This is a genomic window from Adlercreutzia sp. ZJ304 (assembly GCF_011039075.1).
Taxonomy (GTDB): Bacteria; Actinomycetota; Coriobacteriia; order Coriobacteriales; family Eggerthellaceae; genus Adlercreutzia_A.
In genome coordinates this window covers 86,348-103,558 of record NZ_JAAKEG010000003.1, presented here as the reverse complement: position 1 = coordinate 103,558, position 17,211 = coordinate 86,348, and the positions used below count along the sequence as shown (strand labels likewise).

The following is a 17,211-nucleotide window of genomic DNA, read 5'->3' as shown; positions in this document are numbered from 1 at the left end:
CTTTCTTACGCGTTAGATGCGCTAATGGTATAGGTCAGGTTGAATGCGTTGTTACCATCTGCACCAGCCGTGCTGTTGAAGCCCTCAGGAGCCTTCACGACTGAACTTTGACCTGAAAAGTCAATTTCTATATCACAGGGAGTACTGGCATCCTTGGCTTTGTAAATAACCCATCCATTACCAGCAGAAAGATCTTTAACATTCTTGTTATCTGTAGTGTCAGCAGAAAGAGTCCAATTTCCAAGAGCGCTAGATGATGCCAACTTATCGCCGGAAGCGTTATATGGTTGTTTCGCAGCCATGTCTACCTTTAGGTTCGCATGCGTTGCGTCTGCAGCTGCAACACCAGCACCTACAAGAGCGCCATCCTCAACTAGTAGCCAATCTTTACCAGCTTCATTACCCGTGCTATAGTCGCATTGCACCTTGGTTACGAAAATATTAGCAGTCGTCGTATAGTTCTTAATCGTATACGTTCCAGCGGAAGGCGCTATAAGAGCACCGCCAGCCGATTCGGTTGCCAAATATAGCTTAATGGGCACTTGCACACTAAGTTGCGAAATATTTGTGCCGATATGAACTTTAGTAGAACTGTTAGAACCATCAGCAATTTCCCCTTTAGTTCCATCCTCAACAAGTGATCCCAATGCTTTAGTTTCATCATTGTTGCCGGCATCTGTCCATTGTGTGGTAGCAGCAAATGCTGGCACCGCTGTCCCGATAGCAAGCGCAGCGCTAAGCCCTATAGCACCCAATAACTTACTAGTCTTTTTCATGGCTTTTCCTCCTTTAGTTATCAGCCATTTCGTCCTGCTTATGTACGAGCGGATTTCCCTATTTATCCGCTTGATACCTCTTGTCTTATCCGTTAAGGCAGTGGTGAAATGCTCGGTCGCTCTACAGTTCTCACTTTGTGAACACACCGCCACCGCCTTAACTACTTTGACTTTCTTGATTAACCCGCCACGTTCAGCGTTATCTTTGCGGCAGCCTGACCCACTTGGTCATATGTTGTGGGGTCAAGCGCCGTGAATGTGGCAGTTGCTGGATATGTTCCCGCCTCTAAATCTTTTACCAAAACAATGCTTTCTATAAACTGATTGGGCTGTAGCACGCCGCTCTCGTACAACACATCCCCAGAGTTGTCGTCGGTTATAGTTACCTGCATGTTGTAACGATTGCCCGGCACGTTCTCTATGTACGCTGTGCCCGATGAAGTACCATCAGCAAATTCAATTACGCTAGCAATGGAAATATTGAACATGCCCTCTTCGACCACGCGGTCAAGTTCAGCCTGCATTTCTTCTTCACTTTTATAGGGTGCTTGCCCGGTTTGTGCGTTGGGATCGAACAGACTATTCCCGTTGCAAGCAAACAGCCACACGCACAACCACACAACAAGCGCAATAATTACGCAGGCTATAACTATGAAAATGGTACGCTTGTTGCCGCCTCCTTGCGCAGTCGGTCGCGCCTTGTTTTCCGCACTAGAACGCTTGTTGTTTTTGTCGTTTTCAGCAGCGCTCTCTGACTTTTGCGCTGTACGCATGCTATAGCCAGTCGGTCGCGTGTTTTTATCTTGTTGGCTGTTTTGATAGTTCGTCATTTTTTCTCTTTCAAATCGATTGCTGTCAATGATTTATGTTGTGAAATACAAAGCGGATTTACCCCACGCTTGCGGGCAATTTATATACATAGGTATTACCGGGATTAATAGCCCCAGTACCTGCGTATTGCACAGTCCAAGTAATATCTGCCACCTGTAAGTCGCTTACCAAGGCATCAGTCTTGTAGTTGAATTCATTCGCCGGGAATACAAGTGTTAAGTCGCCACTCATTTGTTTCTCGCCATTTTGAGAAGCGGCCGTCAGGGTTCCTACCTGAGTATTGGTGCTGCCATCAAAGTTGAATTGCTGATTAAATGCGTTAGTAGTTCCCACATATGAACCCGCATACTGGAATTTCAGCGCATCTTCAACCGTAACTGTAGAGTCGTCCTTGGGCCACAATAGTTGCTCTATAACGCATTTGTTACTGCTGTCGCGCACGGGTATAGACTTTGCCAGAACATTCACATCGAACGGAGAGCGAGATTCCACTACCAGCTTCTTATTTTGCCCATTAGCCGAAGTAGCCGTAATTTGATGAAGTGTTACATCTAGCGTCATATCAACACGACTATTTGTGCCATTAGTTAGCGGAAGAGCAATGTTATACACGGGCTGCCATACCGCATATAGCTTTATGTATCGTGCGGTTTTTAGTTGCTTTCCATCTTCATCAAACGCATCGTTGCCAGTAACTACGCCGCCCGATTCAGCCGGACCAGCTACGTTGTCTACCAGCGCTTTTACTGTAGGCTTATCGGCAGCATCCCCGTTCGGGTTGTAAGTGGTTGCCACAAGATTGCTATTTTGTGGCAGCGTGCGCCAGCCAACTAAAGCAAATCCGTAAGGCTTCTTGTCGTTGGCAAGGTTGTCGTTTGAAAGCAGCGTAACTTTGCTGTCTTCTCCATCGCCATAGCTAAGCGCATCGCTAGTAGCTAGCAGCGTACTTTCGTCGCATGTGTCATCGTTGTATAGCTTTACTGTATAGGTGTTTGCGTCCCACTTGACACAATATGATGCACTTAATCTATTTGCAGATACTTCTGTGCTATCAGTTTCAACTACAGCAGCATTCACTACATTGTTGGCAGGGGCATTTCCCCAACCATTAAATGTATAACCTGTTCGCTGCGCAACAGGCGGCAGCGTAACGCTTTCATTCGGTCCTGTGAAAGTTGCCGTATATGTGCTTGTGCCGCTTGTTTGCGTCCAAGCATCATCGTCGACACTACTACCTGTCGCATCTATAGTTATTTCGTAAATACGGGGTTGCCAATCGGCTACGAGCGTATAGTCAGCAAACGGCTGAAGAGTGATGTTGTTTAAACTTTGCGCATAATTGCTGCCGTTAACTTTCCAACCTGCCAAGTAGTAGCCACATATATTTTTAATATCCATTGGTGGAGCACTAAGCGTACCCTGCCCATTTTCCAGTTCTATATTTTGCACCTTGATATTGTTAGTACCATCAACCCATTGCGCATTCGGAATGCCCAAATCCCAGCTAACATGAACCGCATCAGAAGACTGCACCTGCGTGCCATCCGTTACCCAAATACCTAAGTTTGTATTCAACTCCCCTGTAGTAGATGTGTTAGGTGTTCCGTCATCCTTAAGTAAACTATTAGTAACCCACAGACCTAATTGCATGTTGCTTTCAAATGCGCCCGTAGCTTCGTTGTATTTGCCACCTGTATTGCCATCTGCCATGCCGCCTTCTTTGGTAGAGTCGGTAACATACATACCCATACTGGTAGATGTTTCTATGGCTTCATAATTGCTTATTACTGGACTGACTGTGCTGGAATCTACAACGTACAAATTCATGCTAGTAGATGTTTTTGCACTTGCGCTTCCAGTGAATGTATTTTCAGTAGAGTCGGTAATATACATATTCATGCCGACGGATGCTGCTACGCTTACTTCTCCAGTGAATGTATTTTCGGTGGAATCAGTAATGTGCATGCCCATATCGCCGGAATAATCTATGCCGGCAGCGAATGCACGCCCTGTATTGGCTATTGCTAATACGAATGCGCACAAGACTGCCAAAAAGAGCATTGTCTTTAAAGCTGAATTAGTCTTTGTTTTTTGCAGCATCGCTTTTTCTAACATGCTATCCGCCTTTTATCCGTTACATAGTCCCTTACAGGAGCTTTCTTCAATTCATGCAGCCGCTTTTGCAAACAAAAACGGCTGCCAAATTTGACAGCCGAATAGAAGACAAATATTTACTTGTATAAACCCGCGCTAAAACTAAAGATCTTCAAGACCCTCTAACCACTTTGAAGCCTTACGACTTCTGCCATCCGCTATATCTCGCAGAATTATCTCGTCGTCTTCAACGTTATATAAGACAACGTAAGTTCTAGATTTATATTCAAAAGAGAAAACTCGTCCATCTGGAACACCTCGACCAAAATCAGGATATTCTTGGACAAAACGCGCTGCTTTATCTCTTGCTGCGGTAAACCCTTTACGTATTTCAATAGGTGGACACGTTTTCCTGTACCAAAAAGCTATATTTTCTAATATCTCAAAGCTAGACTCGTGAAAATCAGAGCTGAATGTTATATGCAGCATAAAGCATCACCTGCACGATCCCATTCTTTTGCAGCAGCTTCGAGCCTGATATCTATTAGCGCGTCACTTTCTTGTGGAGTAAGACGCGTAAAACCAATCTCGCGATCGTGTTCGGCAGATTTCCTGCACGCCTCAACAATATTGCGGTAGCGCTCTTCTTCTGTGCGTGACATTCCTGTTTCACCTCCTTCCAATATAGCAATATGTATTCTAATAGTACCAGTTGCAGCCATACTATTCCTTTCCGCCCACATGTTACCCACATGCCTTTCCTGCTTAGGAGGATCTTGTAAGCGTTGCATCAGGCAAAAGGGAAAGCGCTTCGCCTCTTCGGAATAGGATGGATTAGCCACCTCTATCGCGTACATTGGCTCCGTTCAATACGTTGATATTAGCATCAAATCGAGATGAAATCAAGAACAAATGTTTGTGTTTTGTCTTCTATTCGATTGTCAAGGTTCCCCTAGTTCCGGCGGCATAAAGTCACCGGAACTGGGTGTTTACTGTTTATAAGACGCTTTGTAAATCGGTTTCAGAATGTGCTCCGCTATACCCTCAGTAAGACTGATAGGCTTAGGAATGTTCCACGTGGAACATTCCTAAATTACTCTTAACGATTAGACACAAAAACCAGTAAGCGGATTTCTTTGATATCCAGCTGAACCCGTCGAATAAGTTCCGTCATATCCTAAGACTTTGAATACTTTAGAGTCAGATTCTCCGGTACTACGCAATCTAAAACCATACTTATAGGTGTTGTTTGCCTCATCCATTTCCGTAGGCTCATATGGTACTAGCAACATATTTGATGTCCCCCAGTTCGTATTGCCTTTACCATAAGTTGCGCTATTAAACCACTGGTATTGGAAAAAGCCATCCCTGCCCTGCCTATGCCCAGCAACACTAACCAATTCGCCAAAAACTTCATAAGCACTTAGAAGAAATAGCTTATCTTCGGTCTCGCAATACCCATTATCGTCCTTCACCGGATTCATCTGTCCTGAATCGTTTTCCGACAAAGTCCAAGTTGTCGTACTTCTTTTTACAACTGGAGCTATATAATTCCTAAATGCTGCATAATTTTCCGATTCAGGAATCATGTATTCGCTTCTAAAATCGCATTTTTCCCATCCGCCATAAGCAAAAAAGCCCGTAACTACTTCGCCTTTGGTGTTCGTGTAAGTTATTTCACCATTCATGTTCCGGAATGAACATGCGTGATTATAATCACCAGCTATCAAAAAACTAAGACCTGCATAATTGCTTGCTGATCCATAATAGTTTTGCGAACTAAGATGGTCTTGGCATACACCAATCACTCTTATTGGGTATTCTTCCGTTATCCAGCGGACTTTTGCAGTATATTCTGTATTTATCGGATAACCACTTTCACCCAACTGAACGTCTTCGACAAATCTTTTATACATTGGATAATAAACCGAATCGTTTGTTCCATCTTCTTTTTGATGGAGTGATAAATCCTTTGCTTGAGCTTTTATTTGGCTTGCAGAATAAATTTGCCCCGAACTTATAAGTCCATTGCTTTTATCTTGTATAACAAGTGAGTCCTCAAGAAGGGTAGCACTTGTAGTGAACGCATCCTTTTCGCCCGTAAACACATTTGTGTCAAACGTAAATTTCACAGTGCCTATACCTTGTCGCGCTGCAGCACCATTAGCGGCCTTAGGGTTCACCTTTGCACTAGCAGAATCTAGATTCAATCGGAAAGCGCAGTATAGAGTTTCATTTTTGTTGAATTCAAAGCGTTCGTTTATTGTCTCGTTATAGCGCTGCAATTTATCAGCATCGTGAGTAGCGTACCCAAATTTCAAATTTGGCGTTGTGCTAGTGTCTATCGTGTTTTCATTCTTTATCCATAAGCTAAATAATTCCTTAGAGGAATCCATAGTATTGTTGCCATCCGCGCTGATTATCCAGCTGTTATCAACACCAGTCCAATCACTTGGCTTTGTGCATTCCACTTGGTCCAACGCAAGACGCGATTCGCTATGATTTTCGAAAAAACTTGTTGAAGTTAACGCAGCCTGACTATTGGCAGAATTGGGCTGCGCCACATCGTAAGGGTTGCTTTGACTGCCGAAATCTACATAAAACGGTGTTGACACGTTAATCTGTGCGCCAGCAGCTTTCGCTTCTGCACCTGCAGCATACGCCGTTTCGGGTGCTGCCGTTTGCGCAGCGACGGGAACCATCGTGCACGCTAAAGCTGCAGCAAATGCTAAGGATGTAATCCTTTTTGGCAAGCTTAGTTTCCTCATTTCCTTTTCCTTTACTGATCGTGGCATGCAACTGCCAAAGCCTCTGTTCTAAGGTCTGCTTATTCGTGTGAAGTTCAGCCGAATTAGCCGAAACGTATTAGGGGGTTGTAAGATCTATCTGGCGCACCTGCACTCTGCCATCAACTTGCGCTTCTGGCAGACATAGCTGCAACCAAATGTTGAAGCGCATATTGCCTTCACGACGCGCAGTTATAGTGCCCGCTTCCGCATTTATGCTGAATGCGCTGGCTGGATACCTACAAGTTGCATAGGCATCACCGGGCGCGTATATATATCCTGTACCACCGAACAGGCTTGCACTTTGTCCCACTTCCATATCAAAATAAGAAGTGCCCAGCTTTATGCCGAATGGCAAAATCGCATTACCCGATGTGGGCAATCCGGGCTGCCAAGCGTAAACACCCCTTTCGTTATATGGAACATATATGCTAGCTTTTGTGGTAGAACCAAGCGCGGCTGGAGATATATCTGCTGTGCCATGAAGGTCTACTATGGTTGTTTCATTTAGACCAGACAGCGCCGCTTCACCTATTGTTTGCAGCTGCGCAGGCACAACAAAAGTGGTAAGCGCTGTGTTTTCGAACGCGCCAGCACCTATTATTTGTACAGTATCTGGCAAGTGTACAGTTTTTAAATTTACGCAATTAGCGAAAGCAGAATTACCTATTTCGATTACGCTTGCTGGAATGTTTGCCACAACAATGGAATCAATTCCAGCAAAACCTTCCGGCGTAATGGTGGACACGCTGTATTCAGCTCCGTTTACAGCACCCATTTCAGGAATTGTCAATTCTGCTTCTGGCTTACCTTCTCCAGTCCAACCAACCGCAAGCGTAAAATCGTCTAGCAGGGTGTAGGTGAAACCATTTTCACTAACCGTATTGCCGGGTTTGGCAGGTTCAATGAAATTGGTAAAACCTGCCGCCTTCCAAGCAGCGGTATAAGGAGTAGCCACTTTTGCATTCTGTGTTGTTATAGGATTGAAAGAGGGAATAGATGCTTCGCTTTCGACAGCATTTGCATGTGTAGCACTTAGCCCTGCAACACCCGTTACGCCCAATTCAGCATTATCTAGCCTCATAGCGATGCTTTCAACATTTCCGTTCGCAACAATTGTTTGCAAAGCTGTATTGCCCCAGAACGCGCCCGATGCAATCTGCATACACTCAGGCGCTATTACCACACTGGTACCAAGCGCTGGGGGCGCAGCTACCAAAGTTGTTAAGTCTTGCATATATAACAAACCGTTCCGAGTGATGAAGTGCGCAGGGACCGCGCTTCCCGTTTCTATGGCCGAAAGCTTGGTGCATCGGGAAAATACGCAAGCAGGGACAGAGGCCGTATGTTCAGGAAGCACGGCAGCGCCCTCCATTCCCTCTGGAACGAGAAGGAGGCAAGTTTGCGCTGCGTCTAGCAGCATGCCGTTATTGCTTTTGTAGTTTTGATTGCCCTCGGCAACAGTTATTGCCTGAGCGTTGGGGAATAATTGGAAGAAAGCTAGGTCGATTTCCTCGACTGTAGCCGGAATTGTAATTGAGGTTACTTCAGGTGCTTTTTCCGCATCGGTAAAATATTCGGTTGTGTAAGGATTTAGTTCTGCGAAACTTTCACCATTTGCGGTGGGCGCGTTTGCTGCAGTCGCATTCGCGGCGGTTGCATTTGCTGCAGTCGCATTCGCGGCGAGCGCATTTTCACCCGCATCTTCATTGGTAGTTGCCGCGTTAGCGGTCGAAAAATTTTTGGAATTTTGAGACTCTACCTTGTCAGAAGTAGCATTTAAATACCCCCCCCCAAGCAAATTTTCGTAACAGTTACCTGAGTACCCGCAACATCAATTTGCTCTGGGATAACAAGATTTCCTTGTAAGGCATTACCATTCCAACCGATACAACTTGCTTTCGTAGCATCTTGAGAATTTACCTGAAAGGTAAGACCATTGCTTGATACGATAACCGGCTGCAATTCCTGCGAATCCAGATTAACGCTAGCCGACACTATTTCTGGCACATCAACTATTGCATCTTCCTTCAAACCCGGCAGGCTAGATGCTTTCTCTTCTGGAAGCGCTACTTCAGGCTGCTTGGCGTTTTGCATTGCGTCAGCAGTATCTTTTTGTCCATCTTGTGCCGTCTCGGAAGTGGAAATAGATTGAGTATCCTGAGAGGCATCCTGCGCAGCAGAATATTCGTCACTCGCTACAGCAAACGCAGCTGCTGGCGTTAACGTTGAAATCAGCGCAAGTGCGCTCAATAGCGATATAGACTTCCGTGTAAAAACACGCGAACTATTCTTCATGATATCGTCCCTTTTTCCTCAGTTCCGCCCACACTGATCATCGGAAGCGTCGCACTTATATCCCGGGTGCTTCGCTCGATTTCACCGTGTGTCCCGTGGCGAGAACTTCGGTTTTCTTTCCGTTGCTACACCTATAAAGGCGATTGCATTTAATCACCCTTTGCAAAGAATTGGCAAGTCATATCGCGAAATTTGTTTCCACAAACCACAAGCCCTCCACAAAACGGAAGTCGGAGGATGCCTTGCTGGCATACTGGCATGCTAGAAAAAGCCAAAGCCTCCATAGGCACACATGCGGCTGAAGTACGAGCAACATGTAGGTCCTAAGCATATGCAACAGCAAAGCCAATTTGGGTCTATTCCAAAACTAGTGAAACCGCGACCTTCGCCCTGTTGAGTGTATGTTTGGGCGCGGCGTGTGAACTGGCTTTCGGCGCGCGCGTAGTCGTTATTGTTTGGATCCATCTGCCTAGCACGACGTATATTGTCGTGCGCTGCAACAGTGTTTCCTGCCCCATTATTCGCAAGTGCGAATAAATAATACCATCTCGCATTACGCCCGCCAGACGGAATTTGTTGCAATATATTTATAGCGTTGCGGTAGTTTTGCGAATTGATGGCATATATCGCCTGTCTTACTTCGGGTGAATCGCCCGCTGCTTCCTCTGGATGTATGGGCGCACTTTGCGTAGCGTAGGCACCACCAAAAAGGTCGTCAAAATTGATAGTGGTCCACCCATAAGGGTCTTGACCGCTCGAACCGCCTTGTTCTCCGCCATAGCCAAACGGGTCGTAATAACCGCCGCCTGAACCACTAGAACCTCCCGCGCCGCCAGCACTGCCAGCACCCGCGCCACCCGCGCCACCCGGTCCATAGGTTGTACCACCATAGCCTCTAGGACCACTAGGACCTGCGTAACCACGCCTGCGGGCATCGCTTGCAGCATACTTTTCCGGGTTGGTTATGCGGTCGTATGCCTCGTTAATCTTATTCATGCGCTCTTCTGCTTGCGCATCCCCGGGGTTCAAATCGGGATGATTCTCACGCGCCTTCTTTCGGTACGCCTTCTTTACTTCGTCCATCGACGCGTCGCGCGATACACCCAATATGTCGTAAGGATTATCCATCTACTCTGACGGCACGCCTTCCATAGTTTTCGCTTCAGACATTTCCTTATAAGTATGATTGAATTTTTGCCAAACTCCAGCATAAAGTACGCTGCGCATTAAGTGTACGTCTTGCACAAGCGGTAAACGCTCAAATGCACTAGTCGCATCCCCCGCCAAAACGGTTAATATTTCGCGCATTTGCCCGGGATTAGCGTCTAGGCGCACAAACGGATTGTAGCTGCCTGTCTTTTTGTCTTCCGCGTAATCAACAGCGGCATCCATCAGATAAATAAATCGCCCCAAAAGCGCGCCAAATTCACCCGCCGCGCGCGCCCACATGGTGCCTTCCCAAGCAGAATCAGGCGAAAGCGAACGACCCCACACACACCCAGCGGCAAACAATTGACCCATAAGCTGACCGAACTCGCGCGCACAAGCATCGGGCGAGGCATCCGCATCAGCTTCTAGCTGGTTAATCTTGCGCATAGCGCCCTCTATGGCGCTACACTCTTCCGGAATGCGCTTTACAGCTTTAGCGTAGTGCCCCCGCATCATATGCTCAATAGTGCGCGCCCGCGCAGTTCCGTCGTCAGACACATCATCCAAGCATTTATGGTACGCCAGCGCCACACTAAGATCGGCAGCGTAATCGCTATAAATTGATTCACAATACGGCATGCGTTTTTTCGGGTGTGAAATACAATGCGCCGCTCCACAGTTTTGGGCAGGCTCAGTCAGTGAATCCAAAAACATTACCAAAAACGCAAGATCGTAACTTAGCGCTGCACGGCTAACTTGACCGTAGCGCCGCTTTAGCGTTCTGCATAACCCACAGTAAAACGCCTGATAGCGCTCTTTCTCTTCATCTGAAACCTGATCTAGCCGCGCAACCGCTATCCCGAACATACGCTAAAACCACTTCGATGGCATCTAATCGGCAGCCGCATTTTACGCAGAACCATCCGCGGCACCTTCAATATTAGCTTCATTATTTACCTGAGTATCTTCTCCACTTGCTTGTACAACATCGTTAGTTGCGCAAGCAAGCAGTTCATCTATCGTAACAAAACGATACCCCTGCGCTGCCAGTTGCGGAAGCGCGTCACGCAAAGCCGCAACCGTCTGACTTCTGTCGCCCCCACCATCGTGCATAAGCACAATATAACCGGGCTGCACACTAAGAATACGCTGCGCAATAGACGCTGCTCCCGGCTTTTGCCAATCGCGCGTATCTATATTCCAGCCAACTTCAGCAGTTATGTAAGGTTGCAAAACAGACGCGGTTTCTTCGTTGAAGTTACCACCGGGCACGCGAATAATTGAACTAGCCTGCGAACCAGTAACACGCGCTATTTCGTCAAAACCCTTTGTTATTTCGGAAACTCGATCTTCAGGCTTCATGCGCCCTAGATCAACTCCGTGTCCGTCTCCGGCAGCATGATCCCAAGAATGCGTACATATCTGATGCCCTGCCGCAGCCGCAGCCCGCACCACATCTTCCTGCGACGCAATTCTATCGCCCACGGTGAAGAACGTGGCTTTCGCACCATTGGCCGCCAGAATGTCTAGCACTTCGGAAGACCACGCATTCCACGGACCATCGTCGAACGTTAGCGCCACCACTTTTTGTCCACCGGTATCTATGTTGAAATTCCGAACAACCTCTTGAACTGGCTCTTTCGTAGTTTCCTCAACTCTAATCCCAGACATGTTGCCTGTTCTTATAACTTGCTCGCCGGGTGAGCCCACACCGGCATAGCGATGCATAGCGCCGGTGCCCTCAAAACGCACGCTAGGCGCTATTTCTTGCACTTCTTCAACAAATGGCTCGGTGGTGTTGCTTCCGTTTTCAACCAATATAACGTCGCCTTCGCAAACCAAACGACCAGTATCTTGCAAGTCTTCGCCGTTCACGGTTATATGCATAGGCTCACCGCCGCCTTGCTTAATAACGCTTCCATCAACCGCTACCAAATCGCCGGGAACTATGTTTAGGTTTTGGCTTTCTATAAGATCTTGCACAGTGGTATGAACTGTAGATTTAACATCCGTGCCATTCACCGCAGCAGTGCAAGGCCAAGGAAACAGCACCACAAATAAAAGCGCCGCAACAACGACAACAGGTATGCACACTATTGCCCAAATTGGAGTACGACTAGTTGATGCTGATGGTCGTGATGCGTTATGTGCTGCGTGCTGCGTCAAGCGATTTCCTTCGTAGTAAATTATGTTTCTAGTTGGCTGAATCTTAGCAAAATACAGGTTAAATATGCCGCTAAAAACAATGTTTTTAAAGAATGACTATTTAAATCCACGACTCCAACTTATTCCCGCAATACGAATGAGCTAGCATGGCAAAATAGCACAATCGCAACAATTTTTATTCAAAACAGTGCTTATCCGGATTCCAAATTAGAAGATATTGACAATTAATTGACTATGTCTTATAGTAGCGGAGGTCTGAAATGCACAGTATACGCTCGACACTCCAACCCATGTCGGGCGTTTCTGTATGTACATTCCGCGAATTTCGCGCAGCCTCTCCCTCTCACTACCATTTCAGAATCGGAAGTGTTTTGGCGCACAGTTTCATATTCACTTCGTATGACTTTCTTGTATTTTCCAAACGCAAACCCCACCTGTAATGTCAGACTATAGGCAAACCAAAAGAAAGGCATATAAATGACAGCTATCGGAATAGACCTTGGCACAACAAATAGCTGCGTAGCCGCAGTAGAGGGCGACTCGCCAGAAGTTATCACCAATGCGGAAGGCGGGCGCACAACGCCATCGGTGCTGGCCTTTACAAAAGAAGGCGAGCGGCTAGTGGGCGCAGTTGCACAGCGCCAAGCAGCCATGAACCCAGACCGCACAATAGGCAGCGTAAAGCGCCACATGGGTACAAATTGGCGCAAAAACATAGATGGCAAAGATTTCTCGCCGCAAGAATTGTCAGCAATGATATTGCGCAAGCTGCGCACCGACGCAGAAAACTACCTTGCCACTAGCATAACTGATGCGGTTATAACTGTTCCCGCCTACTTCAACGACATGCAACGCAACGCCACAAAAGACGCCGGCACAATAGCTGGGCTTAACGTATTGCGCATAATTAACGAACCCACAGCCGCTGCGCTGGCGTATGGATTAGACCACGGAACTGCACAAAAGGTAATGGTGTACGACTTAGGCGGCGGCACTTTCGACGTGTCTGTTATAGAAATTGGTGACGGCGTTATAGAAGTGCTAGCCACATCGGGCAATAACCATCTTGGTGGCGACGATTTTGACGAAGTGCTAACGAAGCATCTGCTAGACAACTTCCGCGCCCAGACCGGCGTTGACCTAACACGCGACCAAATGGCGCACCAGCGCGTACTTGAAGCCGCCGAACAAGCCAAGCGCGAACTTAGCAGCATGGAGTCGACCACTGTTAACCTGCCGTTTTTGGCGCAAAACGCCAGCGGTCCGCTTCATATGGAACAAACCATAACACGCACCGAATTTGACAGGCTAACCAACCACTTGGTTGAAGCAACCACGGAACCCGTTATGCAAGCACTAAACGATGCAGGCATAGCCGCAAGTGAACTAGGCGAGGTGCTGCTTGTTGGCGGCAGCACGCGCATACCGGCAGTTCAGACACATGTGCAGAAATTGACAGGGAAACGCCCTGCTAGCAGCATTAATCCAGATGAGTGCGTAGCGCAAGGTGCCGCAATTCAGGCAAACACGCTGTCAAGCGCGATGGCTGCAAAAGGCGGTGCCATGGTACCGCGTGGTGGAGAATTGCTGTTGCTTGATGTTGTGCCCATGAGTTTTGCTATAGAAACTGTAGGCGGCATAGCCACACGAGTAATAGAGCGTAACACCACATTACCCATTCACTACGAGCAAGTATTTACAACAGCCGCACCCTTCCAAACCAAAGTGGAAATCAACATTATGCAGGGTGAGCGCCCCATGGCAGCCGACAATAAATCTATAGGTAAATTCACGCTGAAAGGCATAAAGCGCGCCCCTGCCGGCGTGCCTCAAATTAACGTTAGTTTCGACATAGATGCAAACGGCATACTTACCGTTACGGCGAAAGATTTAGGCACGGGCAACGAACAGTCAATAACCATAACCGATAGCGAGCGCATGACCGATGCTGAAATAGCAGCCGCAATGGCAGATGCCGAAAAATACGCTGCCGAAGACCAAGCGCGGCGCGACGCTTTCCAAGAGCGCGAAAAGGCGCAGAAACTAGTTAATGAAGCTGAAGAGCGTATAAAAGCCGAAGGCAAACAGATGGAAAAGGATACAAAACGTCAGCTGAAAAGTGCTGTAGCTAGCGTACAAAAATACTTGATGAAGAAACCTGAAAAGATGAAACCGGAAGATAAGGGCGCTTTCAGTGCCGCTATCGCCGAGTTGGAGCGTTTGCTTTAGCCTGCGCTGCGCAATTACCTGACACAAATTGCGCTACAACGCACAAGCGACGCACAACCAATATAACAACACCAAAAAAGAAAAGCCCCGATTGCGGGGCTTTTCTTTGCCTATAAGATCTAACTCTTATTGACCAGGAGCCTTCGGGGCAGCTGGAGCGCCGGGTGCAGCCGGGGCGCCGGGAGCAGCTGGAGCACCGGGTGCGCCGGGCATAGGCTTGGTGCCATTAATATATTCAGAGAAGTCTGCCTTGCAGAAAGGGCACTTCTCAATCTTCATGCCACCAAGCATTTGAATGGGCTTACCGCATTCGGGGCACTTCATTGGGCCGGCGGATGCATCTGCTGGTCTGAAACACATATTGCTCTCCTGTTCCTCAAATTAACAGCTCTACAACAATAGAGCATCGTTAATAAACTACATGCCAAGAATAACCAATTTTCGGTGAAATGACAATTAGTGAACTATTTCACTTCTGCACTATTTTCAAATGGATACGTTACGTAGCGCCAAATTGCGCACATCGGCACAAGGAATACTACTGTAGATACAGCGTGCGCAATGTCGAACGGCAACCCAGCGGCGTAAACCCCCACTACCGCCTGCCATTGCATAGCACCACCAAACATGGCAACTATCCATGTGTTCATTATGAACCCGAACAAAAGCGATACAAAAAACCCATACGCATATACAAGTAGTGTGCGAACACCTCCAGCGCCAGCACGAACTTTAGGCGCGTCTTTACAGCCGAACAGCCCGCGCGCACCTAACACGCCTGCCAACCAACCAGAAAGCCCCCAAGCCGCCATCTGCCAAATAGTCCAAGCACCCTGCCCAAGAAACATATTAGATGCAAAAGCAGCCATAGCGCCTACAGCAAACCCGTAGCGTCTACCCAACAAAATTCCAGCCATTATGCACACGGCAGTAACAGGCTGCACGCTAGCTATGCTTGCAAAAGCCACACGCCCCGCTACAGCCACAGCGCAAAATGCCAGCGCAAACACCACATTCCGCGCAGTACTGCTAGAGCTCGCCGCGCCGCGCACATCAGCTGACACACTTGCAGGCGCACCCGCATCAATCCCCGTGTTCACCTTTTGCAAAAACGGAAAAGTGGAAATTCTTGTGCTGATTTTTTTCTCAGAATTAGACATGCAATTCGCCTTTCGAAATGAATGCTAAACATTACGCAGATTAGTGTCGATGCAATCGGCGATCAAGTACCTCTTTGCGATGTTCGCGTTCTGCACGCAATTCGCTAGGACGCTTCCTGCGCTTAGGCTGAAGCTCCGTAGGCTCATCTTCCTGCTCGAGCTCATCCGCATCATCTCTCGCCAAAAACATTGTGCGCTCGGTATGTTCGGCATGCGAACCATGCCGAGAAGCATCTGCAGCAGACGAGTAAGCACGCACTTGCCCTTCCCGCGATAAATCACGGCGAATGCGGAAGTATTCCCAAGTAAGCAACACCAGCAAAATAGACTCAACAATAAGGTAGCTAAGAACTGCGCCGCTTAGACCCGCAAACGAAACCAGCAAAAGTGGCACGAACAGCGAAAATCCGAACGTTACCAAATAAAGAGTAGTTACATCACGCTGCCTGCGCATAATAGTTATTACTTGATACAAAAAATCAATAGCTGCCGTAACGCCGCCGCACGCAAGCATTACGTACAGCAATCCGCGATACGGCTCAAAATCTACACCATATAAGAAGCTCATTACCGGCAGACCAACCCATGCCATAACAGCCCATACCGCCGCCGTTATTCCCACTATAACGCCCATTAGCCCCACTATAAGCAAGTCGAATTTTCGACGTTTAGCCGCATCTTGCCACACCCCAGTCATGCGCAGCAAAAGCGGCTTATACACAAGCTGAGCGCCTATCAATATCATCTGTGCCGGGAAATATAGCGCGTTGTAATACAGCTGGTTATCGTATGCCAGCGACCCTTCCATAACAAATTTCGGGGTATTTTCTATAACGTTAAACAGGAAAATTGCCACAAAAAGAGGTGCCGTAGCCTTAAACAGCTGCATAAAACTGGGTAGGCTAAAACCTTTAGACTTTGGCGTTTCCATAAGCGTTAGTGGCCATGTTATAACCACAAAAGTAACTACAGCTGCAATAGCCATTGCATAGCACGACACCACCGAGTTATGCGTTATTAGCATTACAATACAAAACGCAAGTACAGCTATAACAGAGCGAATAGTTTGAGAAAGTCCGCCTAAATAAAGTTTGTCTACCTGCTGTAGCCTGCCTTCATAAACGTCTGCCAAAGCATCAACAAACTTGAATAAAATTACACCCATGGAAATATTGAACATTTCGGAATCGTAGCCGCGAATGCTGCAATACAACCAACCAACAACCAACATAGCGATGCAAGTTATCCAACGGCTAACTTGATAATCGGCAAAAGAGTGTTCTTCGCTTAGATCGGATACCTGATAGGCGCGGGTACCAAAATTTCCAATAAACATAAGCAATAGCGCCACTATAAACGCCATCGAAATCATGCCAGCTTGCTCAACTCCGACAACCTGAGTAGACACCATAGTCATTACCGGAAATACTAATGCCCATGCAGCCGAACCAGCTGTGTTCCAAATAAAATCGCGAGTGGTGCGGTGTGGAGCATACGCCGCTTCAGCAGCTGAAAGCCCATCGCCTTTCATTGCGCCCACTACACGATCGAACCATTGATTTGCAAGCTTCGCTATAAAATTTTGCTTATGTTGGCGCGGTTGCTTGTTACTATGGGCTGGCATTCGGCGGTTCGCGACTCCTTTTATCGTGCGTTTAATGCGTATTTATAGTATAGTCTTCAATAGTGAATTAATTAGCATGAGTAATGTGCTATTTACAC

15 protein-coding genes are annotated in these 17,211 nt (G+C 47.2%); 1 reads left to right on the top strand and 14 read right to left on the bottom strand.

The features are described 5' to 3' along the window. Positions 1–5: 5 nt before the first annotated feature. The 11 genes from G7Y46_RS01975 to G7Y46_RS01925 all read right to left on the bottom strand — a co-directional run bounded on the left by G7Y46_RS01975 (position 6) and on the right by G7Y46_RS01925 (position 12,100). Complete coding sequence (locus tag G7Y46_RS01975) at positions 6–776, bottom strand: hypothetical protein (RefSeq protein WP_165252082.1); 771 nt, start codon at positions 774–776, stop codon at positions 6–8. Between the two features lie 179 nt (positions 777–955). Next, complete coding sequence (locus G7Y46_RS01970; RefSeq protein ID WP_165252080.1) at positions 956–1,606, bottom strand: flagellar protein FliS; 651 nt, start codon at positions 1,604–1,606, stop codon at positions 956–958. Between the two features lie 58 nt (positions 1,607–1,664). After that, positions 1,665–3,722 carry a hypothetical protein gene (locus G7Y46_RS01965; RefSeq protein WP_165252078.1) on the bottom strand — a complete coding sequence of 686 codons (2,058 nt, stop codon included), beginning with the start codon at positions 3,720–3,722 and terminating at the stop codon, positions 1,665–1,667. A gap of 141 nt (positions 3,723–3,863) precedes the next feature. Continuing rightward, on the bottom strand, positions 3,864–4,190 hold the full coding sequence (locus G7Y46_RS01960) for a hypothetical protein (protein WP_165252076.1): 327 nt from the start codon (positions 4,188–4,190) through the stop codon (positions 3,864–3,866). Beyond that, positions 4,178–4,423, bottom strand: coding sequence for a hypothetical protein (locus tag G7Y46_RS01955; protein ID WP_165252074.1), 246 nt, complete (start codon positions 4,421–4,423; stop codon positions 4,178–4,180). The genes G7Y46_RS01960 and G7Y46_RS01955 overlap by 13 nt, the downstream gene beginning before the upstream one ends. Positions 4,424–4,807: 384 nt before the next feature. Further along, positions 4,808–6,469: a hypothetical protein gene (locus tag G7Y46_RS01950; protein ID WP_165252072.1), complete on the bottom strand. Its 1,662-nt coding sequence runs from the start codon at positions 6,467–6,469 to the stop codon at positions 4,808–4,810. 97 nt (positions 6,470–6,566) lie between these two features. Continuing rightward, a complete protein-coding gene (locus tag G7Y46_RS01945) occupies positions 6,567–8,288 on the bottom strand; it encodes a leucine-rich repeat domain-containing protein (protein ID WP_165252070.1) in 1,722 nt (573 codons plus the stop codon). Beyond that, positions 8,267–8,785, bottom strand: coding sequence for a hypothetical protein (locus G7Y46_RS01940; protein WP_165252068.1), 519 nt, complete (start codon positions 8,783–8,785; stop codon positions 8,267–8,269). Before G7Y46_RS01940 ends, G7Y46_RS01945 begins: the two co-directional genes overlap by 22 nt. A 261-nt stretch (positions 8,786–9,046) precedes the next feature. Beyond that, a complete protein-coding gene (locus G7Y46_RS01935) occupies positions 9,047–9,913 on the bottom strand; it encodes a DnaJ domain-containing protein (protein ID WP_165252066.1) in 867 nt (288 codons plus the stop codon). Further along, on the bottom strand, positions 9,914–10,801 hold the full coding sequence (locus G7Y46_RS01930) for a DUF5685 family protein (RefSeq protein WP_165252064.1): 888 nt from the start codon (positions 10,799–10,801) through the stop codon (positions 9,914–9,916). It lies immediately after the preceding gene. A 42-nt stretch (positions 10,802–10,843) separates the two neighbouring features. Continuing rightward, a complete protein-coding gene (locus G7Y46_RS01925; protein ID WP_241155993.1) occupies positions 10,844–12,100 on the bottom strand; it encodes a polysaccharide deacetylase family protein in 1,257 nt (418 codons plus the stop codon). A gap of 477 nt (positions 12,101–12,577) precedes the next feature. On the opposite strand from G7Y46_RS01925, the gene dnaK reads away from it, so the two are divergent. Next, the gene (gene dnaK, locus G7Y46_RS01920; protein WP_165252062.1) at positions 12,578–14,329 is read left to right on the top strand and encodes a molecular chaperone DnaK; all 1,752 of its coding nucleotides are present in this window, start codon (positions 12,578–12,580) and stop codon (positions 14,327–14,329) included. Positions 14,330–14,455: 126 nt separating this feature from the next. Here the strand turns inward: dnaK and G7Y46_RS01915 are convergent, their stop codons facing one another. From G7Y46_RS01915 to G7Y46_RS01905, 3 genes are all read right to left on the bottom strand, one after another. Next, a complete protein-coding gene (locus G7Y46_RS01915; RefSeq protein WP_165061739.1) occupies positions 14,456–14,689 on the bottom strand; it encodes a hypothetical protein in 234 nt (77 codons plus the stop codon). Between the two features lie 104 nt (positions 14,690–14,793). After that, positions 14,794–15,489 (bottom strand): ECF transporter S component, encoded by a 696-nt coding sequence (locus G7Y46_RS01910; RefSeq protein ID WP_165252060.1) that lies wholly within the window; start codon positions 15,487–15,489, stop codon positions 14,794–14,796. A gap of 40 nt (positions 15,490–15,529) precedes the next feature. Next, the gene (locus G7Y46_RS01905) at positions 15,530–17,113 is read right to left on the bottom strand and encodes a lipopolysaccharide biosynthesis protein (RefSeq protein ID WP_165252058.1); all 1,584 of its coding nucleotides are present in this window, start codon (positions 17,111–17,113) and stop codon (positions 15,530–15,532) included. Between the last annotated feature and the right edge of the window lie 98 nt (positions 17,114–17,211).